The organism is Streptomyces sp. NPDC001770, from assembly GCF_053596135.1.
In genome coordinates, this window is record NZ_JBSFFN010000032.1 from 89091 (window position 1) to 111813 (window position 22723).

Sequence of the window (22723 nt, forward strand, 5' to 3'; positions counted from 1 at the left end):
GTCCGGCGCCCCGCCCGTTAGCGGGGCTGATGAAGGGGCGGGGCGCCGGACAGGCTTCGGGCGGGCGGGCCGCTGAGCGGCGGGCCCGGGGCCGGCTGCTCCACCGGGGCGGGGCCGGTCCCTGCCAGGGCCCCGCCGGCCGCGTGGAGGCGGCGGCGGGGTCCGGCGGGTGGGACTACTTCAGGCCGATCGCGTCGCAGGCGGCCTTGTACTGGCCGGCGCAGATCTGGGCGGCGGTGTAGACGCCGTCCTCGATGACCGTGTCCTTGATGTTGTCCTTGGTCAGCGAGACGACCGGGACGAGGTAGGTCGGGACACCCTTGGTGGTGGGGCTGTCCACCGTGGAGGTGGCGACCGACGCGGCGATCTTCTCGCCCTTGGCCAGCGAGACGGCCATGGTGGCGGCGGCCTCACCCTCCGGGGCGTACGGCTTGTAGACGCTCATGAACTGCTCACCGGCGACGATGCGCTGAACACCCGCGAGCTCGGCGTCCTGACCGGTGACCGGCGGGAGGGTCTTCAGGCCGGAGGCCTTGAGGGCGGTGATGATACCGCCGGCCATGCCGTCGTTGGCGGAGTAGACGCCGACGATCTTGTCCTTGCCGAGAGCCGTGATCGCCGCCTCCATGTTGGCGTTGGCGTTCTCCGGCTTCCACTCCTTGGTGTCGTACTCCTTGCCGACGGTCACCTTGCCGTCCAGGACGGACTTGGCGCCCTTCTTGAAGAGTGCGGCGTTCGGGTCGGTGATCGCGCCGTTCATCATGACGATCTGGCCCTTGGAGGCGTTGTCGCCCAGCGCCTCGAGGAGGGCCTTGCCCTGGACCCGGCCGACCTCTTCGTTGTCGAAGGAGGTGTAGGCGTCGATGGGGCCCTCGGCGAGGCGGTCGAAGGCGACGACGGGGATGCCCGCGTCCTTGGCCTTCTGCACGCTGTTGGCGATCGACTTGGAGTCCACCGCGTCGATGATGAGGGCGTCGACCTTGTTGGTGATCATGGTCTCGACCTGCTGCGCCTGCAGCGTGGCGTCCTGCTTGGCGTTGCTGTAGACGACCTTCGCCTTGCCGCCGGTGAGCTCGCTGATCTTCTTCTCGATGATCGGCTTGTCGAACTGCTCGTAACGAGCGGTGGCGTTCTCCGGAAGGAGCAGACCTATCTTGAGGTCGTCGCCCTTCTTGGCGGACGACGTGTCGTCCGACTTGCCACCGGACTCCTTGGCGCTCCCACAAGCGGCAAGCGAGACCGCCATGGCGGTGGCGGCAACGGCGACAGCGGCACGACGCATACGCGTGTTCATAACTCGAACCTCCCTGACGAGGCCGCGACGTTGCGGCCGAGGTGGACGGAAGTCAACTCGGCCGCAAGGGCGGCGTCAAGGAGTAAATACTTAACGAGATGACAACGGTGCCATTCGTTATCTAAGTGAAGGCAGGAGTGCCGGGCGAGAGAGTGGCCTCCAACAGGGTCGAATCGCCCATCTCGCTCAGTACGAGGGCCAGCGCGCCGAGCACCTCGGCCCGGCCGCCGAGCGCCCCGGGAAGTACCGAGAGCTGTCGCGCGGCGCTCGGGATCGAGTAGCGCGCGACGGAGTCGCGGATGGGTCCGAGGACCAACTCCCCTGCCTCCGCCAGCGATCCGCCGAGTACGACCCGGCTGGGGTTGAGGAGGTTGCACAGGTTCGCCACGCCGCTGCCGATGTGCCGGCCTACGTCGGCGATCACCCGGCGGCACCCCGGGTCGCCCTCGCGGGCCAGTTGGACGACCCGGTCCATGGTCAAGTCCGGTCCGTGGCTGGGCCGCAGGAGCGGCAGGACGTACCGGGCGGCGGTGAAGGTCTCCAGGCATCCGCGGTTGCCGCAGCGGCAGACCGGACCGGCCTCGTCGAGGGTGATGTGGCCGATCTCGCCGGCGGTCCCCCCGGGCCCCCGGTAGATCGCCCCGTTGATCACCAGACCGGCCCCCACCCCGCTGGCGACCTTGATGTACGCGAGGTCCCGGACCCCCCGCCCGCTCCCCCAGACCAGCTCCCCCAGGGCCCCGAGGTTGGCGTCGTTGTCGACGTAGACGGGCACGCCGAGGCGGGTGGCGAGCTCCGCGCTGGGATTGATGCCCGTCCATCCCGGCAGGATCGACGTGGAGCCGAGGGTGCCCGACTCCACGTCGATCGGGCCGGGCACTCCGAGCCCCACCCCGATGATCTTGTCCTGCCCGATCCCGGTGGTCCGGATCAGCCGGTTGACCAGCGCTTCCGCCCGTCCGAACCCCTCCGCGGAGGAGGCGTCCACGTCCATCGGTTCGGACTCCTCGGCGAGGACCTGGTGGGCCAGGTTGCCGATCGCCACCCGGAGGTGCGTATGGCCGAAGTCCACCCCGATCACGACGCCCGCGTCGCCGCTGAGCGAGACGCTCCTGGCCCTGCGGCCGCCCGCCGAGGTGGGGGTCACCTCGACGGTGCCGCCGTCCTTCAGCTCGCGCACGATGTTGGAGACGGTGGCCGCGGAGAGGCCGGTACTCCTGGCGATTTCCGCCTGGGTGAGTGACCCCGCCATGCGCACGGCACGTACGACCCGCTCGAGATTGGCCCTATGCAGAGATGTCTGCGACCCCGGAGTCTCCATCGACTCACTCACTCCTGCCGTTTTCTCTAACATGTGAACCAATAGCTGACCGTTCCAGGGTGTGCCCCGTCAAGACCTTGAGCGTGCGGAGCCCGTATGAGCGCGGCACCTCCCCACATGAGGCCGGCCGAATTCGGGGGAACACGGACGAAACCGCCCAACGGCCGGAGGCGGTCGGGCGGTTCCGTGGTGAAGCCTGGATGAAGCGGCGGTGCTACTTGAGTGCTCCGGCGGTCAGGCCGGCCACCACCTGCCGCTGGAAGACGATGTACGCGGCGAGGACGGGAAGCATGGCGATCACGAGTCCGGCGAACAGCCCGGAGTAGTCCCCCTTGTACCCCTGGCTGGTGGAGAGCTCCACCAGGCCCTGCGCGAGCACCCGCTTGTCCGGGTCGGTGTTCAGCACCGTGGGCAGCATGTACTGGTTCCACTGCCCGAGGAAGTTGAAGATCCCGACGCTGATCAGCCCCGGCCTCGCCATCGGCAGCATCACCTGGAAGAAGGTCCGGGTGTGCGAAGCGCCGTCGATCAGCGCCGCCTCCGCGACCGAGGTCGGCAGGGTGCGGAAGAACGAGGTCAGGAAGAACACGGTGAACGGCAGCGAGTACGCGATGTACACGAGGATCAGGCCGTGGATCGTGTTCAGCAGCCCCATGTTGTCCATGACGTAGAACAGCGGGACCAGGGCCAGCATGACCGGGAAGCTCATGCCGCCGACGAACAAGTAGTAGATGAACCGGTTGCCGGGGAACTCGAACCGGGCCAGTACGTACGCGGCCATCGAACCCAGCACCAGCGTGCCGATGAGCGATCCCCCGACCACCAGGACGGTGTTGAGGAAGTACTCGCTCATGTGCGCCTGGTTCCAGGCCCGTCCCCAGGCGTCGAAGCTCAGGGAGTCGGGCAGCGCCCACGGGGAGTTGAAGATGGCCTTGTCCGACTTGAAGGCGGACATCACGGCCCAGAACAGCGGCAGGATCACCAGGACCGCCCAGATGACGAGCACGCCGTGCGAGAACACGTTGAGGACGTGTCCCTCGCCGCGCTTCGCCCGGGACGTGCCCGCGGAGCCGGCCCCGGCGCTCCGCTGACCGGGGATTCCGGCCTCCTCGCGGAGGGCGGGCGGGGTGTCAGTGGTCTTCATCAGTACTCCAGCCGCTCGCGCCGGCCCAGCTTCATGACGACGGCGGCGAACGCCAGGGTCACGAGGAGCAGGGCGACGCCGATCGTGGTCGCGTATCCGGCCTGTCCGTCACGGAACGCCGCCTGGTAGACGTACAGCGGCAGGACGGTGGTCGAGTAGTCCGGCCCGCCGGGCCCGACGCTCATGATGTTCACCACCGCGAACCCCTCAGCGCCCAGCGCGAGGATGCCCATGTAGACCCAGCCCGACTGCACGGTGTCCCAGAGCAGCGGGAGCGTGATCCGGAAGAACGTGGTGAACCTGCTCGCCCCGTCCAGCAAGGCCGCCTCGTAGAAGTCCTTCGGGATGGACGCCATGCCCGCCGAGAAGAGCACCACGAAGAAGCCGGTCGTGCACCAGACGAGGACCGCCATGATGCACCAGAGCGCGAGCTTCGGGTCGCCGAGCCAGTTCGGCAGGTGCTCGAATCCGAACGCCTTCAGCGAGCCGTTGATCATGCCCTGGGCGGGGTCGAAGGCGAACTGGAAGAGGATCGCCACGATCGCGATGGAGAGAACCTGTGGGAAGAAGTAGGCGATCTTGTAAAAACCCGATCCGCGCACGCCCGAGATGACCGCGCCCTTTCGGCGCCGGCCGCCCACATTGAGCATGAAGGCGAAGAAGAGGGCGAGCCCCAGCGTCACCAGCGGCAGCAGGATCGCCAGCAGCACACTGTGCTCCAGCGATTTCCAGAAGACGTCGTCCTTGAACATCTTGGTGTAGTTGTCGAAGTCGACCATCTCGAAGTCGGGGCTCAGCCCCGTCCAGTCCGTGAACGAGTAGTAGATGGACTGGATGAAGGGCCAGACGACGAAGATGACGTACAACGCCATCGGGGCGATCAAGAACCCGACTATGAACCGGTATTTACCGTGCTGCATCGTTACCGACTCCGACCTTCCTGCCGTGCCGCCGCTGGTGACGCGTGGATCACTGGTGCTTGAAGTGCTTGATGGACTGGTCCTTGGCCGCCGCGTCCGCGTAGCCCTGGATCTTCTTGATCGCCTCGGCGGGGGTCGCGCGGCCGGCCATCATCTCGCCGAGACCGGAGACGCCGATCTGCTCCTTCTGGAGCTTCACGTACCAGTCCTGCAGGCGCGGGTTGACGACGTTGGTCCCGGCCTTCTCCAGCGCGGCGACACCGGACTTGAGGCCGTCCGACAGCTCGATGCCGTCGGTGCCGCCGTTGTAGGCGGACAGGGACTTGGTGCTGGTGGTGAAGGACTTCGAGGAGGCCTCGCTGAGCATGATGCGCAGCTGCTCCATGCCGCCCTCGGCGTTCTTCGCGTTGGCCGGGACGATGAAGGGCTCACCGCCGGACGCCCAGATGGTGCCGAACGGCATCTTGTCCGAGGAGTCGAGGCTGGAGGGAGCGCCCACGGACAGCTTGAAGTCCTTGGGGATGATGGCGGCTTCCTCGTTCTCCACCCAGGAGCCGTTGGGGATGAAGAGCGCCTTGCCGTTGGCCCACGCGCCCTGCGAGCCGCGGTGGTCGAGACCCGGGGTGCCCTCCAGGACGTAGCCCTTCTTGTAGAGCTCGTAGTACGCCTCGAACGCGGCCTTGACGGCGGGGTGTTCCCACGCCTTCGGCTCCAGGTTGTCGATGGCGTCGAGCACCTCCGAGCCGCCGATCTTGGCGATGAAGGGGTAGAGCGAGAACGGCAGGTAGTAGGGGTACTTGCCGGCGTAGGTCCAGCCGGCGATGCCCTTCTTCTTCGCCTTCGCGCAGAGCGCGAGCATGTCGTCCCAGTTCTCCGGGTACGTCGCGTCGAGCTTGTCCAGGGCGGTCTGCGAGTACCAGACGCCGTAGACGGTGTAGGCGTAGTACATGATCCAGACCGGGTCGCCGTCGAACTGGCCCATCTCGACGATTCCCGGGCGCAGGGTGTCGCGCACCGTCTTGCTCGGGTCGTCGATGGACGGGGAGTCGAGCAGCGGAGTCAGGTCCGCGAGCTGCTTCTTGCCGACCAGGACGCCCATGTCCATCTGCTGGGCACCGGAGTTGTCGATCAGGTCCGGCGGAGTACCGCCGTTGAAGCGCGGCTGGAGGACCGACTGGATCTTCTGCGTCTTGGAGAACGTGACCTTGGCCTTGGGGTAGGTCTTCTCGTAGACGGCCTTGGCGTCCTCGGCGTACTTGGTGCCGAACCCGCCGTCGAAGATGACCAGTTCGAGCGGTGCGCTCTCGTTGACGGCCAGCGGGTTCTCCGCCGACTTGGTGCCCTTCTCGACCTTCTCGTCGGAGCCGCTGTCGCCACTGGCACAGGACGCCAGGAAGCTCATCGTGGGAACGGTGATCACGCCGAGAGCGGCGGACCGCTTGATCAGATCGCGACGGCCGAGACCCTCATTGTTGTGGGCGGAGGTCGATCCCATGCTCAAGTCCTCACCTTCATCAGGACTCAGGCGGTGTACCGGTCACCCGTCGAGATCTCGCCTCAGGCGAAGGGTCCCGCCACCGCGCGGTCGGTTGCGCTTGGGTCATGCAGAGAGACGTACCGGATTGCCTGGCTCGGCCTGGCGTGTCGGAAGAACGTACAGCGAAGCAGCTCAAGGCGTGCCTCGTACCGCTCCCCCGCACCCCTCCGAGTGCGCAACCGTGTGAAACGGCTGTGCAGACGCCGACAGGTATAGTCCACTTGCGGCCGGAGGAGCAAGATCGAATGCAGGTTTGCCCGGGAGTCTTTCCCGAGTTGAGACCTCGCGGATACGTCGGCACCGTGCGCCCTGGGCCCGGCGGCAGCATTTCCGGTATTTCGACGATTCGCCCGGCACCTCTCCCGTAACCGCCCGGAAACACGGGATCACCCGACCGTCACACGGGTCCGCACGGGGCGCCCGGAGTGCCCGTTTCCGGCGAAATCCCCACTGCCCGGGTCACAACAAATGGCGTCAAACACCGATCAGGACGGGAAACACGCGCGATATCCGCCTGGAGCGCGAGGAATTCGATCCGGACGAATCGGGCGAGTCCATGTCGTACACCCACATCATCGGTGCGACTGCGTTCAATTCCCGAACGTGCAAGAAATGAAGGCAACAAGACCGTACGGGCCGAAGCGGAACGGCCCGGCGGACGCGGAAGGGGCCCGGCAGGCCCGCGAGGATCACCAGAGCAGAACGGCCGGCACCGTGTCCTCCGGTGCCGGCCGTTCTACTCAGGTGTTCCTCGGGCGCGGTGCACGCGACCGCCCGCCGCCACTCAGCGGCCGTGGCGCACGGGCGGGCTCAACGGACGCGACGCATGGGCGGGCTCAGCGGCCGTGGCGCACGGGCGGGCTCAACGCTCCCGGCGGACCTCGCGGACGAGGCTCTCGGGCAGGGCCAGGTTCCAGGCGGTGATCACGGGCTGCCCGTGCTCCGTGCCGAGCCGGGAGATCGCCCCGGTGGCCAGCTGGAAGAGGTTGCCGCCGGCCGGGGGAAGGTCCAGGTAGCGGGCGGTGAGCACGCGCAGGAAGTGGGAGTGCGCGACGAGCACGATGTCCTCGTCGCTCGCGAGGCCCTCGGCCGTCGCGCGTACCCCGGCGAGCACCTTGTCGGCCCGCTCGCCGATCTCGGCCGGGCTCTCACCCGGGTGCGCGGTGGGACCTGCCTCGACCCCGTCGGTCCAGAGGTTCCAGAGGGGGCGGGTGCGGTGGATGTCGACGGTGGTGATGCCCTCGTAGCCGCCGTAGTCCCATTCGCGCAGCTCCGGGATGATGCGGGGCGAGGTGAGCCCGGCCAGTTCGGCGGTGCGGCGGGCGCGGACCGAGGGGCTGACGAGGCTGAGCCCGATCTGCCGGTCCGCGAGGAGCGGGACGAGCGCGCGGGCCTGGGTCTCGCCGAACTCGGTGAGCGGCAGATCGGTGTAGCTGGTGTGCCGGCCGTTCCGGGACCATTCGGTCTCGCCGTGCCGGATCAGGATCAACTCGCCCATGGTGCGTCCGTTCTTCGTGCGTGTCGCTGCGATCATGCAAACCCGCCGGACCACGATCGCATTCCGTACGGACCGCCGCCCCCGCGACGCGCCCGCCCGCGGGGGGCCCTGCCGCGGCCTGCGGCCCACCCGCCCGCGCGCGCACCGCCCCCGGTGACGCGCGGGCGGGAAGGGCGCGTCACCGGGGGCGGTGGCCGTATCGGGGTCGTTTCCGGGTCGTATACGAATCAGCCGCGGACCACGCGCAGGGAGTCCTCGCCCACGAGCTCGACGGTGTACGGGCGGGCCGTGTCCGAGGTCACACGGACCGTCTCGCCCTCGCGGACCACCTGGAAGGTCGCCGCGGGAGCGCCGGTGAGGTCGGGGACGGTGACCGTGCGGGTGAAGTCACCGGTGCCTGCGGGGGCGTACACGCGCAGTTCGAGCCCCTCCAGCCAGTCGCCGTCCGGGCGCGAGACGTCCGCGCCGAGCGGCAGGACCGCGCCGGGCCTGACCAGCAGCGGGAGACTGTCGAAGCCGTGGGTCTCCTGGCGCCAGGCCGGTCCGGTGACCGTCTCGCCGGAGAGCAGGTGCGTCCAGGTGCCCTCGGGGACGTAGTACTCGACCTGCCCGTCCTCGGTGAAGACCGGGGCCACCAGCACGTCCCCGCCGAGCAGGTACTGCCGGTCCACCGTGCGGGTCGCCGGGTCGTCCGGGAACTCCAGCAGCATCGGGCGCATCACCGGGACGCCGGTGCGGTGGGCCTCCACGGCGGCTCCGTACAGGTACGGCATCAGACGGTGCTTCAGCTCGGTGAACTGCCGGGCCACGTCCACCGCCTCGTCGCCGAACTCCCACGGCACGCGGTAGGACGAGGAGCCGTGCAGCCGGCTGTGCGAGGAGAGGAGGCCGAAGGCCAGCCAGCGCTTGAAGACGGCCGGGTCGGGAGTGCCTTCGAAGCCGCCGATGTCGTGGCTCCAGAAGCCGAAACCGGAGAGGCTCAGCGAGAGCCCGCCGCGCAGCGACTCGGCCATCGCGCCGAAGGAGGACCAGCAGTCGCCGCCCCAGTGGACGGGGAACTGCTGGCCGCCGGCGGTCGCCGAGCGGGCGAAGAGGACGGCCTCGCCCTGGCCGCGCTCCTTCTCCAGGAGTTCGAAGACGGCCTTGTTGTACAGGTGCGTGTAGTAGTTGTGCATCCGCTCGGGGTCGGAGCCGTCGTGCCAGACCACGTCCGTGGGGATGCGCTCGCCGAAGTCCGTCTTGAAGCCGTCGACACCCTGGTCGAGCAGCACCTTGAGCTTGCTCTGGAACCAGGCGGTCGCCTCGGGGTTGGTGAAGTCGACCAGCGCCATGCCGGCCTGCCACTTGTCCCACTGCCAGACGTCGCCGCCGGCGGTGCGGACGAAGTAGCCCTTATCGGCACCTTCCGCGTACAGGGCGCTCTTCTGCGCGATGTACGGGTTGATCCAGAGGCAGATCCGCAGGCCCCGCGCCTTGAGCCGGGCGAGCATGCCGACCGGGTCCGGGAACACCTCCGGGTCCCACTCGAAGTCCGACCACTGGTACTCGCGCATCCAGAAGCAGTCGAAGTGGAAGACGGAGAGCGGGATGCCCCGGTCGGCCATGCCCTCGACGAACGAGGTGACGGTCTTCTCGTCGTACGAGGTGGTGAACGAGGTCGTCAGCCAGAGGCCGAAGGACCAGGCCGGGGGGAGCGCAGGGCGGCCGGTGAGGGCGGTGTAGCGGGCGAGGACGTCCTTGGGCGTGGGTCCGGCGATGACGAAGTACTCCAGCGTCTGGTCCTCGACGCTGAACTGCACCTGCCCCACGGCCTCGGAGCCGACCTCGAAGGAGACCTTGCCGGGGTGGTTGACGAAGACGCCGTAGCCGCGCGACGAGAGGTAGAACGGGATGTTCTTGTACGCCTGCTCGCTGCTGGTGCCGCCGTCCGCCTGCCAGATGTCGACGACCTGGCCGTTCTTCACGTACGGGGTGAAGCGCTCGCCGAGCCCGTGGATGGTCTCGCCGACACCGAGGGCGAGCTGCACGGCCATGTGGTGGCCGCCGTCCGGCACGGTGGCGAAGGCGGTGCCCTTGCGGCCGGCGGCGGTCAGCAGGCGGCCCTCGCCGTCCAGGAAGTCCAGGCCGAAGGCGCCCGAGTCGGAGAGCCGCAGGGTGAGCGGGCCGCTGGTGAGCTCGGCGGCGCCGTTCTCCCGGCGGGTGGTGGCCGTCGCGTCCCCGGTGGCGCCGGGCAGGCCGAACTCCGGACCGGGGTTGCGCCTGCCGGCGAGGTGGGTGACCCGCACGCCGATGACGCCCTCGGCGGGCGAGTACGCCTCGACCGTGATGAGCGGGGCGTTGAGCGTGTCGCCGCGCCGCTCGACGCGCTTGACCGCGGCGTAGGCGGTGAGCCGGTCGGTGTCCAGGCGCAGATCGCGGAGTTCGGTGGCGTACGAGGCGACCACACCGTCCCGCATCTGCCAGAAGCCGTCGGTGAACTTCATGGGGGGTCCTTAGCCGTTCTGCAGTGGTTCGGAGGATCGGGAGTCCGCGGGTTCGGGAACCCGGGGGCTCGGGAGCCCGGAGGTCCGGTCCGGGCGGTCGGCCCGGGGTCCGGTCTGCGGGTTCGGTCTGCTGGGTCGGTCCGGGGTTCGCCTTCCGGAGGTACGGGGACGCCGGGATGCGGGGACGCTCACGGCCCGGCCGGGGAGCCTGCGCACGTCCCCGGTCTTCCGGGCGCCGCGCGCACGGCACCACCGTGGCGGGCCGCGTACGGCCGTCGACCTGCCAGTTCCCGGGAGTCTCATTTGATCGTACACAAAACAAATGCACTGCGATTGCTCTGGATCGACCCGGAATATCGACACTCAGGGCGATGTGGACCGGCACACGACGGTGAAGTTGCCCCGGAGTGACCGTTGTGTCACAGAAGAGGTCTGGTGCGACAACAACTTCAGATGTATTAGTACTTCTAGTGAACAAATAGACCGGCGGCCGAGGGGCCGTCCGGCCCGTCGACCACGAGGCAGACATGTCGGACCGCTTCACCACCGCTTCCGCTTCCGCGGACCGGTTCCACTGATCCAACGGCCGGGGTGACCCGCGCGCGTGCGCGCGGATCACCCTCCGCCGGGTACGGAACCAGCCGGACCCGTACCCGGAGTACACACCCCTCCCGGAGACACCGTTGCCTCCCGGAGCCCGGCCCACTCCCCACGCAAGGGCATCCCTCGTGACAGCACACATAACGGACGGATCGCGCCAGCGGCGCCGCCGTCTCGACCGGCGGGTCATCGTCCCGCTCACCGTTGTCTCCGCGCTCGTCGGCGCCGTAGCCCTCTCCGGCTGCGGCCAGCAGCGGGACGCGAGCGTGTTCACCGTCCTGAATTCCTCGACGGACGACTCGTACCACGGCTGGGACGCCGCGACCCTGCAGCGCTGCAGCAAGCAGCTGGGCGTCACCATCGAGCAGCAGTCCGTACCGGCCGCGCAGGTCATGACGAAGTCGCTGCGGATGGCCTCCTCGAAGTCGCTGCCCGACATCATCCAGTTCGACGGCTCCGAGATGCCGACGTTCGCCGAGACCGGCGGACTGCTCGACCTGAAGAAGCTGGGCGTCTCCACCGCGGACATCCCCCAGGGCATCCTCGACTACGGCTCGTACAAGGGCACGTACTACGGGGCGGCGCGCACGGTGAACACCCTCGCGCTCTTCTACAACAAGGACATCCTCGACAAGGCCGGGCTGCCGGTGCCCACCACCTGGGCCGAGATGCAGGCCACCGCCAAGCAGCTCACCAAGAAGGGGAGCTACGGCATCGCGCTCAGCGCGGGCGGCGCGGAGGACGGGGTCTACCAGTTCACGCCGTTCATGTGGTCCAACGGCGGCGACGAGACCGACCTCGACTCGCCGCAGGTGGTCCAGGCGCTGGACTACTGGAAGTCCCTCATCAAGGACGGCTCCCTCTCCAAGTCCACCGTCAACTGGACCCAGGCCGACGTCAACGACCAGTTCATGGCGGGCAACGCGGCCATGATGATCAACGGTCCGTGGCAGGTCGAGACGCTCAACACGAAGAAGAACCTGCACTGGGGCATCGCGCAGATCCCCGTGCCGAAGGCCGGCGAGGACTCGGTGGGTCCGCTGGGCGGCGGGATGCTGACCATCCCGGACGTCGGCGACACCGCGCGGGAGAAGACCTCCGCGAAGATCGTCAACTGCATGACCAGCGAGCAGGAGGAGGTCACCTACGCGCTGAACAGCTGGATGATCCCGGCCAACGAGAAGGCCGCCGCCGTGTGGCGCAAGAAGGTGCCGTCGCTCAGCTCGCTCGCCGACCAGGTGGCCACCGCCCGCTCGCGCACCGCGCAGCTCGGCTCCGGCTGGACCTCCGTGTCCCTGGCCCTGCAGAGCGCCTTCCAGTCGGCCCTCACCGGCCAGTCCAGTGAGTCGGCCCTCCACCACGCCCAGCAGCGTGTCGCGAGCGGGAACTGAGGTATCCGAACATGTCTTCAACCGCTGCTTCCGCACCCGCTGCCGCGTCCGGAGCGTCCGCACCCGTGGCGGCGCCCGCGGCCAGGCGTCCGAAGCCGGGCTCGCTCAAGCGCCGCCGCACGCTGGCCCAGTGGGGGTTCATCGCCCCCGCCGTGATCTTCATGCTGCTGTTCTTCGGCTACCCGCTCGTCCGCAACGTGGTGATGAGCTTCCAGCACTACACGCCGTCCACCTTCTTCACGGGTGAGGCGCCCTTCAACGGGCTCGACAACTGGAAGAACGTCTTCCAGGACGATCTGTTCGGCAAGGCCCTCTGGCAGACGATCCTCTTCACGATCGGTTCGCTGATCGGGCAGTTCTGCATCGGCCTCGCCCTCGCGGTGTTCTTCAACCGCCGCTTCCCCCTCAACGGGGTGCTGCGGTCGCTGATCCTGCTGCCCTGGCTGGTCCCGATGGTCGTGTCCGGTGTCGTCTGGCGCCGCATCCTCGACCAGGACACCGGCGTGCTCAATTCCTTCCTCGGCCTGTTCGGCGCCGGTGACACCCCCTGGCTGAGCAGCACCGGCATGGCGCTGATCTCGGTCATCATGGTGAACATCTGGATCGGCATCCCGTTCAACATGGTGATCCTGTACGGCGGCCTCCAGGAGGTCCCCAAGGAGATGTACGAGGCGGCCTCGCTCGACGGCGCCTCCGCCTGGCGCCAGTTCCGCTCGATCACCCTGCCGCTGCTGAAGCCGGTCATCACCGTGGTGCTGGTCCTGGGCTTCATGTCGACCATCAAGATCCTGGACCTGGTCCTCGCCCTGACCGACGGCGGTCCCGCCGACTCCACCCAGACCCTGGGCACCCTGACGTACCAGAACTCCTTCGCCCAGCTTGACTTCGGCGCGGGCGCGGTGGTCGGCAACATCCTGATCCTGATCTCCGCCGTCTTCGCGGTGTTCTACCTGCGGGCCAACCGCAACGAGGGGAAGTGAACGGCATGGCGACCACCACTCCCGCCGTTTCGGCCCGCACTCCGGGCAGCCCGGCCGAGAACCGGCCGAAGCGCCGCTGGGGCGCGACGATCATCGGCATCGTCATCCTCTGCGTGATGCTCTTCCCGCTCTACTGGATGGTCAACACGGCTCTCCAGCCGGAGTCCGGTCTGCTGGAGGTCTCCCCGGTCCCGCACAGCCTGGACTTCTCGGGCTTCAGCTCCGCGTTCAAGGAGCAGGGCGGGCACCTGCTGACCTCGCTCGGCGTCGCGCTCGGCGCCGTGGTCATCTGCCTCGCGTTCTCCGCGCCGGCCGCCTACGGGCTCGCCCAGTTCAAGCTGCGCGGTACGAAGACCGTCGTGTTCGGCACCCTGATCACGCAGATGGTCCCCGGCATCGTCATCGCCAACGCCCTGTACAGCGCCTACGTGGACCTGGGGCTGGTCAACTCGTACGCCGGTCTGATGCTGGCGGACGCCTCGCTGGGCATCCCGTTCGCGATCGTGCTGATGCGCTCGTTCATGGTGGCGATCCCGCGCGAGGTCATCGAGGCCGCCGAGGTCGACGGCGCGGGCAAGTTCCGTACCTTTGTCCAGGTTGTTCTGCCGATGAGCCGCAACTCCCTGATCACCGCCGGGCTGTTCTCGTTCCTGTACGCCTGGAGCGACTTCATGTTTGCCCTCACACTGAACACAACGGACGACGTGAAGCCGATCACCCTCGGCATCTACCAGTACATCGGTGCGCACGTCGGAGACTGGGGCTCGGTCATGTCCGCGGCGGTGCTGTCGGCGATCCCGGCAGCCGTGCTGCTCGTCCTGTCCCAGAAGTACATCGCCGCCGGGATCACCGGCGGCTCGGTCAAGTAAGGGCTTTTCATGAGTGAGTTCCCTGTCTTCCCTCCGGGTTTCGTGTTCGGTGCGGCCACCGCGTCGTACCAGATCGAGGGCGCGGTGACCGAGGACGGCCGCGGCCCCTCGATCTGGGACACCTACAGCCACACGCCGGGACGTACGGACGGCGGCGACACGGGTGACGTGGCCTGCGACCACTACCACCGCTACCCCGAGGACGTGGCGCTCCTGCGCGACCTGGGCGTGGACTCGTACCGTTTCTCCATAGCCTGGCCCCGCATCCAGCCGACCGGCAGCGGCCCGGCCAACGCCAAGGGCCTGGACTTCTACTCGCGTCTGGTCGACAACCTGCTCGAAGCGGGCATCGAGCCGGCGGCCACCCTCTACCACTGGGACCTTCCGCAGGCCCTGGAGGACAAGGGCGGCTGGCGGGTCCGTGAGACGGCGGAGCGCTTCGGCGAGTTCACCTCGATCGTGGCCGAGCACCTGGCCGACCGGGTGCCGCGCTGGATCACCCTCAACGAGCCCTGGTGCAGCGCCTTCCTCGGCTACTCGGTGGGCCGGCACGCCCCGGGTGCCAAGGAGGGCACCGGCGCGCTGGCCGCCGCGCACCACCTGCTGGTCGGCCACGGCCTGGCCATGAAGGCGCTGCGCGCCGCGGGCGTCCGCGACGCGGGCATCACCCTCAACCTGGACCGCAACCTCCCGGCGGCCGACACCGACGCGGACCGCGGTGCGGTGCTCCGCGCGGACACCCAGCACAACCTGGTGTGGACCGAGCCGATCCTGGCAGGCCGCTACCCGGCGAGCGACGAGGAGACCTGGGGCGAGCTCATCACCAGCCAGGACTTCCGGCTCGACGGCGACCTGGAGCTGATCTCCCAGCCGCTCGACTTCCTGGGCATCAACTACTACCGCCCGATCGTCGTCGCCGACGCCCCGTACCGCGAGGCCGACCCGGCGCTGCGGGTGGCGACCGACAACCGGCTCCGCGAGACGGAGTACCCGGATGTCCGCCGCACGGCGATGGGCTGGCCGGTCGTGCCGGAGACCTTCACCGATCTGCTGACGGATCTGAAGAAGACCTACGGCGACGCCCTGCCGCCCATCCACATCACGGAGAACGGCTCGGCCGAGTACGACACCGTCGACGCGGACGGCGCCGTGCACGACACGGACCGCGTCGAGTACCTGCGCGACCACCTGACGGCGCTCAAGGCCGCCATGGACGCCGGGGTGGAGGTCCAGGGCTACTACGTCTGGTCGCTGCTGGACAACTTCGAGTGGGCCCTCGGGTACGCGAAGCGGTTCGGGATCATCCGGGTCGACTACGACACCCAGGAGCGCACCCCGAAGGACAGCTACCGCTGGTACCAGGAGCTGATCAAGGCCCACCGCTCGTAGGGTCTTCCGTTCCGGTCGGGCCGGAACGGTGAACGGGGCCGCCCCGCATGTGCTGAACATGTGCGGCGGCCCCGTTTCTGTGTGCGACGGGCCGTGCGGCGGCGGGAGTTCAGAGACGGACCAGCTCCAGCGCCCGTTTCAGGTTGTACTCGGCGATGCCCGCCATGAAGGCCCGGTCGGGGAAGTCTCCGTCGAGCAGACGCAGCGGGCCCGCTGTCAGCGAGAGCCGCTGGGCGAGCATGTACAGCGCGAGCCGGTCCTCGTCTAGCCCGTCCGCCTCCAGCGGCCGGTAGGCGTCGTGCAGGCGGATGCGCAGGAAGACGTGCTCCCACTCGACGTCGAAGTACATCACCCCCTCGATGTCGATGACCACAGGGTTGCCGTTCACGTCCACGCGTACGTGGTCGGGGCCCAGTTCACCGTGGACCACCGCGTACTCCGCGCGCGGCCGCACCTCCGCCGCCAGGCCGCGCAGCCGCTCCTCCAGCCGGTCGCGGGCGTCCGCGATCCGGGGATCGCGGGAGGCCGCCTCGGCGAGGTCGCGCAGGGCTCGGCCGAGGACGACCTCCTCGCACGAGGAACCGCGCGAGGTTCCTCCGCCGTCGACCACGGCCACCTTGCCGTACGCCGGTGCCCGGTGTCCCCGCATGGCCCTCAGCGATTCCGCGAGCCGGGCCATGACCGGGCCGGCGGCGTGCCGGTCGCGCGCCAGCAGCTCTTCCAGGCTCTCTCCGCGGAGGTCCTCCACGATCGCGAGGCCGCCCTCGCCGTGGGCGCCGTCACGGTCGAGGAGGCGGAGCGCCGGGACGCGGACACCGAGGGCGTCCAGACGCGCGTGCGCGGCGTGGAACAGATCGATCCCGAGGCCGGGCGAGAACGGGTCGGTGAGGTCGTCGTCGCCCTCGGCGGCGGGCCAGTAGTTCTCGGCCTCGTCCCACAGGTAGGCGACCGCCGTCGTCGCGTCGTCCATCACCAGGCGGTACACGCCCTTCTTGCTGCCGCCCGTGACCCGCTCGACCGCCTCCAGCCGTCGTCCTCCGCCCAGCGCGTCCCGCGCCGCGCCCGCCAGCCGTTCCCTCGTCCCCACCCCGGATGCCACGTTCCGAACCGCCTCTCCCCGCCACGACGACCGCGACGACCCGGGCACTGTACGGGCACGCGGAAGGGGCCGCACCCCCGCCGGACTCTCGTCCGGGGTGGTGCGGCCCCTTCGTCGGCTTCACGCGGCGCGGTGTGCGCGCCGCTCGGGCCTACTTGCGGATCAGGCTGCGGAGCACGTACTGCAGGATGCCGCCGTTGCGGTAGTAGTCCGCCTCGCCGGGCGTGTCGATGCGGACGACGCCGTCGAACTCCACACCGGTGTCGGTGGTGACCTTGACCGTGCGCGGGGTGGTGCCGTCGTTCAGCACGGTCACGCCGGTGAAGGAGAAGGTCTCCTCGCCGGTGAGGCCGAGGGTCTCGGCGGTGTGGCCCTCCGGGAACTGGAGCGGGAGGACGCCCATGCCGATGAGGTTCGAGCGGTGGATGCGCTCGTACGACTCGGCGATGACGGCCTTGACGCCCAGCAGCGCGGTGCCCTTGGCTGCCCAGTCGCGGGACGAACCGGAGCCGTACTCCTTGCCCGCCAGGATGACCAGCGGGGTGCCGGCGGCCTGGTAGTTCTGGGAGGCGTCGTAGATGAACGACACCGGGCCGTCGGCCTGGGTGAAGTCGCGGGTGAAGCCGCCCTCGGTGCCCGGCGCGATCTGGTTGCGCAGGCGGATGTTGGCGAACGTGCCGCGGATCATGACCTCGTGGTTGCCACGGCGCGAGCCGTAGGAGTTGAAGTCACGACGCTCGATGCCGTGCTCCGTGAGGTACTTGCCGGCCGGGGTGTCGGCCTTGATCGCACCGGCCGGGGAGATGTGGTCGGTGGTGACCGAGTCGCCGAGCTTGGCGAGCACCCGGGCGCCGGTGATGTCCTCGACCGGAGTCGTCTCCATCGTCATGCCCTCGAAGTACGGGGGCTTCCGGACGTAGGTGGACTCGGAGTCCCACTCGAAGGTGTTGCCGGTCGGGATCGGCAGCGCCTGCCACTGGGCGTCGCCCGCGAAGACGTCCTGGTAGGACTTGTTGAACATGTCCTCGCCGATGGAGTTGGCGACGACGTCGTTCACCTCGGCCTCGGACGGCCAGATGTCCGCCAGGAAGACCGGCTTGCCGTCCTGGTCGACCCCGAGGGCGTCCTTGGTGATGTCGACCTTCATCGAACCGGCGATGGCGTACGCGACGACCAGCGGCGGGGACGCCAGGTAGTTCATCTTGACGTCGGGGTTGATCCGGCCCTCGAAGTTGCGGTTGCCGGAGAGCACCGAGGTCACGGCCAGGTCGTGCTCGTTGACCGCCTTGGAGACCTCTTCCGGCAGCGGGCCGGAGTTGCCGATGCAGGTGGTGCAGCCGTAGCCGACGAGGTTGAAGCCGACCTTGTCGAGGTACGGGGTCAGGCCCGCCTTGTCGAAGTAGTCGGTGACGACCTTCGAGCCCGGGGCGAGGGTGGTCTTGACCCACGGCTTGCGGGTCAGGCCCTTCTCGACCGCCTTCTTCGCCACGAGCGCCGCGGCGACCATGACGTACGGGTTCGAGGTGTTGGTGCAGGAGGTGATCGCGGCGACGGTGACGGCGCCGTGGTCGATCTCGTACGTGGTGCCGTCGGGGGCCGTGACCGTGGTCGGGTTCGACGGGACGCCATTGGCGGCGGCCGGGGAGTCGGAGGCCGGGAAGGACTCCTTGCCCGACTCCTCGTCGTCCGAGACGTAGTTGCGCACGTCCTGGGCGAACTGCGCCTTGGCGTCGGCGAGGATGATGCGGTCCTGCGGGCGCTTCGGGCCGGCGATGGAGGGAACGACCGTGGAGAGGTCGAGCTCCAGCTTCTCGGAGAAGTCCGGCTCGGCGGCCGGGTCCAGCCAGAGGCCCTGCTCCTTGGCGTACGCCTCGACGAGCGCGACCTGCTGGGCGTCGCGGCCGGTCAGGCGCAGGTAGTTCAGGGTCTCGTCGTCGATCGGGAAGATCGCGGCGGTGGAACCGAACTCCGGCGACATGTTGCCGATGGTGGCGCGGTTGGCCAGCGAAGTGGCGGCGACGCCCTCACCGTAGAACTCGACGAACTTGCCGACGACGCCGTGCTTGCGCAGCATCTCGGTGATCGTGAGCACGAGGTCGGTGGCGGTGGTGCCGGCCGGCAGCTCGCCGGTCAGCTTGAAGCCGACGACGCGCGGGATGAGCATGGAGACCGGCTGGCCGAGCATCGCGGCCTCGGCCTCGATGCCGCCGACGCCCCAGCCCAGCACGCCGAGGCCGTTGACCATCGTGGTGTGCGAGTCGGTGCCGACGAGGGTGTCGGGGTACGCCTGGCCGCCGCGGACCATGACCGTACGGGCCAGGTGCTCGATGTTGACCTGGTGCACGATGCCGGTGCCCGGGGGGACGACCTTGAACTCGTCGAAGGCGGTCTGGCCCCAGCGCAGGAACTGGTAGCGCTCCTTGTTCCGGCCGTACTCCAGCTCGACGTTCTGGGCGAACGCGTCGTTGGTACCGAACTTGTCGGCGATGACGGAGTGGTCGATGACCAGCTCGGCCGGGGCCAGCGGGTTGATCTTCGCCGGGTCGCCGCCGAGCTCCTTCACGGCCTCACGCATGGTGGCGAGGTCCACGACGCAGGGAACGCCGGTGAAGTCCTGCATGATCACGCGGGCCGGCGTGAACTGGATCTCCTGGCTCGGCTGGGCCTGGGAGTCCCAGCCGCCCAGCGCCCGGATGTGGTCGGCGGTGATGTTCGCGCCGTCCTCGGTGCGGAGGAGGTTCTCCAGCAGCACCTTCAGGCTGTACGGGAGGCGAGCGGAGCCCTCCACCTTGTCCAGCCGGAAGATCTCGTACGACTCGTCGCCCACGCGCAGCGTGCTGCGGGCGTCGAAGCTGTTCGCCGACACGACAGTCTCCTTCATCAATGTGCGCGTACTACCGCGCCGCGCCTCACTCACGGCGGGCGCCGTGTGGTGCCGCCTACGACCTCTCGCCGATCCGCTAAGGTAAGGGTTAGTTAGGTAACCCTTACCGGGCGGCGGCTGCGGTGCGCCTCGGCAGATATCTCGATGTCGAGATAACTCTAGTACATCGCCGTCGAACGGTCATGCCCGGGCGCCCGTGTTCACCGGGGCTCGATCTCGGCGACCTTGTCTCGTTCGATCTCGGCGCCCTGTCTCGTTCGGCCCGGAAGCCGGCACCTGCCGGTCACGGGGCGGCGGCCGGGCAGTTCCGGCACCGCGCGTTCCAGTTCGTCCCGCGGGTCGAGGCCCCCCGAGGCAGGTGCGCCTCGGCTTCTCCGCTCCCTGGGACGGTCGGTACGACACCTGACGGCCACTGCCCGAGCCCGAACGGTCAGCGCAGACCGAATCGATCGGCCCAGGCGGTCATGTCGGCGGCCGTCGTGTTCCCTCCGCAGACCACCAGGCCGATCCTGGCGTCCCCGCCGACGCGCTCCAGAACCTGGCGCGCCGCGGGCAGCAGACATCCGGCGGCCGGCTCCGCCCAGACCTTCGCGTGTTCGGCCAGGTCGAGCGCGCCCCGCACGGCCTCGGCGTCGGTCACCGTGAGGACCTCGGTGACCAGCGCCGAGACATGCTCGTACGTGAGCTGCGAGGCGCTGGGGGCGCTCAAGGTCGAGACGACCGAAGACAGCTCGACCGGCACCGGGCCGCCGGAGGCCAGGGCCGCCGCCATGGCTCGCGCGCCTTCGGTCTCCACGCCCCAGATCCGCACACCGGGACGGCGCGCGTGCAGCGCGGTGGCGACCCCGGAGACGAGTCCTCCTCCGCCGATGCTGACGAGTACGTCGGTGAGCTCCCCGGCGTCCTCCGCGAGCTCCAGGCCGACCGTGCCCTGCGCCGCGATGACGACGGCGTCGTCGAAGGGGTGGACCAGGGTGAGTCCCTTGGCCCGGAACTCGTCCACGAGGGCGAACGCGTCGTGCATGGTGTCGGCGAGGACGACGCTCGCCCCGGAGGTTTCGGCGATGTCCACGGCGCGGCCGGGGGCGGAGCGCGGCATGACCACGGTCGCCCCGATGCCCAGCGCACCGGCCATGACCGCGACCGCGATGCCGTGGTTGCCTCCGCTCACCGCCACGACTCCGGCGGCCCGTTGGGCCTCGCCGAGCGTCAGCAGCTTCGCTGTCGCGCCGCGCGCCTTGAAGGAGCCGGTGCGCTGCAGGAGTTCCAGCTTCGCGGTGACCGGCGCGCCCAAAAGCGCGGACAGCCCCGGGCTCGGCACGGTCGGGGTCCGTACGACATGCCCGGCGATCCCTTCGGCGGCGGCTTCCACGTCCGCGACAGTGATCAGCATGTTCGCCCTCCGTCACATGGTCCGGGCCGGGGTGACCGGGTTCCGCATCCTACGCCGCCGTACCCCCGTCGGCCCTGTGGTCTTCGGCCCGTCGCCGCCCGTCCGCCGTCACCCCAACGGCTCAGCCCGGCGCACGGTCCCGGACCGCCCCGGCGACCGCATCCCCGACCGCATCCCCGATCGCCTCCCTGATCCGCCGCCCGAGCCGCCGCTCGTCCGCCGGGGAGCGGTGCGGCACGCCGTTCTCGGCCATCAGGGCGTGGAACTGCTGCTCGGCGTACGGGACGCCGGGAGGCAGCCCCGCGACGTGCCAGTGGACGTGCGCGTTGCCCTCCTGGCTCCCGAGCGAGTAGAGGTACGTCCGCTCGGGCGCGGTGACGGCCTCCACGGCCCGCGCCACCAGCCGGACGACCTCCATCAGCCGGTGGAACCCGTCACGGTCGAGGTCGGCGACCACGTGCTCCAGGTGCGCCTTGGGCGCCACGAGCACCTTCGCCGGGAGGGTCGGCCAGCGGTCCAGGAACGCGATGTGGAGTGCGTCCTCGTACACCACCTCGTGCAGGTACCCGGGCCTCCGGGTCACCGCCGCGCACACGAAGCACGGACCGCTCCGGGCGCGCGCCTCGTACGCCGCCAGGTCGAAGGGCTCCCCCGACTCCCCCAGCTCCCCCGACTCCCCCGGCCCCTCCCCCGATCCCTCCGCCGTCATGCGCGCTCCCCGGGCCGCGTCGCCCGTTCCAGGTCGGCCCCGATGGCGGCCTCCAGCTCGGACATCGTCCGGGCGAACGCGCGCCCGAGGTCGACGCCGTACAGGCGGGCCAGTACCAGCACGGACCACAGGCAGTCCGCGAGCTCGTGGGCGAGCCCACCGGGCGCGTCGGCGGGGTGCGGTCGCGCGCCCTCCTCCGCCATCACGAGCTTGGCGAGGTCCCCCACGTCCCCGACGAACCCGAGCATGAACTCCTCCCGGTTCCAGGTGCGGCCGCGGGCCGCCAGATTCAGCTCGTCGTACAGCGCGTGAATCCGCATCGCGCGCTCGGTGAGGGCCGCTAGCCCGTCAGGTTCCTGGTCCACGTGTTCCTGGTCCACGTACGGGCTCTACCCGTACGTACGGGCTCTATCCGGGTCGGGCACTGCCCGGGGCACTGCCGGGGCGTTGCCGCAACTCGGCGAGCCGCGCGGGGGCCGGCCGACCCGGGACACGGACGACAGGATCGGCCGGCATCCCCGCGCCGGGCGGGTGGCCATGCGTTCATGGAGCGATCGTGCAACCCTGACGGCGGGTCACGTTCGCTCCTGGGCGACCGTTCCCCCGCGGCGGGGACCCGGAATCCCGGGTGCGCCCGCCCGGTGCCACGGACGGCCGTGCGACACCTTCGTCACCATTTCACTCGAACGCCCCGCCCGAACGCACGCACATCTCATATGTGAGATAGCCTGCCGACATGTCAGACGACTACCTCGTACGCATCGGCAAGCTCATCCGTGACGCCCGTCAGCACCGGGGCTGGACACAGACGCAATTGGCCGAGGCTCTCGCCACCAGCCAGAGCGCCGTCAACCGCATCGAGCGCGGCAACCAGAACATCAGCCTTGAGATGATCGCCCGCATCGGCGAGGCTCTCGACAGCGAGATCGTGTCGCTCGGGTACGCCGGCCCCATGCACCTGCGGGTCGTCGGCGGCCGCCGCCTCTCGGGCGCCATCGACGTCAAGACGAGTAAGAACGCCTGCGTCGCGCTGCTCTGCGGCTCGCTCCTCAACAAGGGCCGTACGGTCCTGCGCCGCGTCGCCCGCATCGAAGAGGTCTTCCGGCTCCTGGAGGTTCTCAACTCCATCGGAGTACGCACCCGCTGGATCAACGGCGGTGTGGACCTGGAGATCGTGCCGCCCGCGCAGCTGGACATGGAGGCGATCGACGC

The 22723-nt window shown here is 69.2% G+C and carries 17 protein-coding genes; 5 read left to right on the forward strand and 12 right to left on the reverse strand.

The features are described from left to right. Positions 1-175: 175 nt before the first annotated feature. From ACWCSV_RS25870 to yicI, 7 genes are all read right to left on the reverse strand, one after another. Positions 176-1294, reverse strand: coding sequence for a sugar ABC transporter substrate-binding protein (locus ACWCSV_RS25870; protein WP_451146054.1), 1119 nt, complete (start codon positions 1292-1294; stop codon positions 176-178). A 121-nt stretch (positions 1295-1415) separates the two neighbouring features. Beyond that, complete coding sequence (locus ACWCSV_RS25875; protein WP_390957736.1) at positions 1416-2615, reverse strand: ROK family transcriptional regulator; 1200 nt, start codon at positions 2613-2615, stop codon at positions 1416-1418. A gap of 214 nt (positions 2616-2829) precedes the next feature. After that, the gene (locus tag ACWCSV_RS25880; RefSeq protein ID WP_451146056.1) at positions 2830-3759 is read right to left on the reverse strand and encodes a carbohydrate ABC transporter permease; all 930 of its coding nucleotides are present in this window, start codon (positions 3757-3759) and stop codon (positions 2830-2832) included. Further along, complete coding sequence (locus ACWCSV_RS25885) at positions 3759-4679, reverse strand: carbohydrate ABC transporter permease (protein WP_451146058.1); 921 nt, start codon at positions 4677-4679, stop codon at positions 3759-3761. The genes ACWCSV_RS25880 and ACWCSV_RS25885 overlap by 1 nt, the downstream gene beginning before the upstream one ends. Before the next feature lie 49 nt (positions 4680-4728). Next, positions 4729-6174 carry an N-acetylglucosamine/diacetylchitobiose ABC transporter substrate-binding protein gene (gene ngcE, locus ACWCSV_RS25890; RefSeq protein ID WP_451146060.1) on the reverse strand — a complete coding sequence of 482 codons (1446 nt, stop codon included), beginning with the start codon at positions 6172-6174 and terminating at the stop codon, positions 4729-4731. Between the two features lie 904 nt (positions 6175-7078). Continuing rightward, on the reverse strand, positions 7079-7714 hold the full coding sequence (locus ACWCSV_RS25895; protein ID WP_451146090.1) for a histidine phosphatase family protein: 636 nt from the start codon (positions 7712-7714) through the stop codon (positions 7079-7081). Positions 7715-7941: 227 nt separating this feature from the next. Next, positions 7942-10197 (reverse strand): alpha-xylosidase, encoded by a 2256-nt coding sequence (gene yicI, locus ACWCSV_RS25900; protein WP_451146062.1) that lies wholly within the window; start codon positions 10195-10197, stop codon positions 7942-7944. Positions 10198-10925: 728 nt separating this feature from the next. Between yicI and ACWCSV_RS25905 the strand changes: the two genes are divergently transcribed. Genes ACWCSV_RS25905 through ACWCSV_RS25920 form a run of 4 tightly spaced genes read left to right on the forward strand, consistent with a single transcriptional unit; the run spans position 10926 to position 15426 of the window. Continuing rightward, positions 10926-12188, forward strand: a complete 1263-nt coding sequence (locus ACWCSV_RS25905) for an ABC transporter substrate-binding protein (RefSeq protein ID WP_451146064.1) — start codon at positions 10926-10928, stop codon at positions 12186-12188. Positions 12189-12199: 11 nt separating this feature from the next. Then, positions 12200-13168, forward strand: coding sequence for a carbohydrate ABC transporter permease (locus ACWCSV_RS25910; RefSeq protein WP_451146066.1), 969 nt, complete (start codon positions 12200-12202; stop codon positions 13166-13168). A 5-nt stretch (positions 13169-13173) separates the two neighbouring features. Further along, on the forward strand, positions 13174-14037 hold the full coding sequence (locus ACWCSV_RS25915) for a carbohydrate ABC transporter permease (RefSeq protein WP_390957751.1): 864 nt from the start codon (positions 13174-13176) through the stop codon (positions 14035-14037). 9 nt (positions 14038-14046) lie between these two features. After that, positions 14047-15426, forward strand: coding sequence for a GH1 family beta-glucosidase (locus ACWCSV_RS25920; protein ID WP_451146068.1), 1380 nt, complete (start codon positions 14047-14049; stop codon positions 15424-15426). A 109-nt stretch (positions 15427-15535) separates the two neighbouring features. On the opposite strand, the gene ACWCSV_RS25925 is transcribed toward ACWCSV_RS25920, so the two are convergent. The 5 genes from ACWCSV_RS25925 to ACWCSV_RS25945 all read right to left on the reverse strand — a co-directional run bounded on the left by ACWCSV_RS25925 (position 15536) and on the right by ACWCSV_RS25945 (position 21876). Then, on the reverse strand, positions 15536-16411 hold the full coding sequence (locus ACWCSV_RS25925; protein WP_451146092.1) for a phosphotransferase family protein: 876 nt from the start codon (positions 16409-16411) through the stop codon (positions 15536-15538). 265 nt (positions 16412-16676) lie between these two features. Further along, a complete protein-coding gene (gene acnA / locus ACWCSV_RS25930; RefSeq protein ID WP_451146070.1) occupies positions 16677-19391 on the reverse strand; it encodes an aconitate hydratase AcnA in 2715 nt (904 codons plus the stop codon). Between the two features lie 448 nt (positions 19392-19839). After that, entirely contained in the window at positions 19840-20802 is a 963-nt protein-coding gene (locus ACWCSV_RS25935) for a threonine/serine dehydratase (protein ID WP_451146072.1), read from the reverse strand. Positions 20803-20923: 121 nt separating this feature from the next. Beyond that, the gene (locus ACWCSV_RS25940; RefSeq protein WP_451146074.1) at positions 20924-21511 is read right to left on the reverse strand and encodes an HIT family protein; all 588 of its coding nucleotides are present in this window, start codon (positions 21509-21511) and stop codon (positions 20924-20926) included. Further along, positions 21508-21876, reverse strand: a complete 369-nt coding sequence (locus ACWCSV_RS25945) for a nucleotide pyrophosphohydrolase (RefSeq protein WP_451146076.1) — start codon at positions 21874-21876, stop codon at positions 21508-21510. The genes ACWCSV_RS25940 and ACWCSV_RS25945 overlap by 4 nt, the downstream gene beginning before the upstream one ends. Positions 21877-22247: 371 nt before the next feature. On the opposite strand from ACWCSV_RS25945, the gene ACWCSV_RS25950 reads away from it, so the two are divergent. Then, the coding region (locus tag ACWCSV_RS25950) for a helix-turn-helix domain-containing protein (protein ID WP_451146078.1) at positions 22248-22723 on the forward strand (476 nt) is incomplete at its 3' end.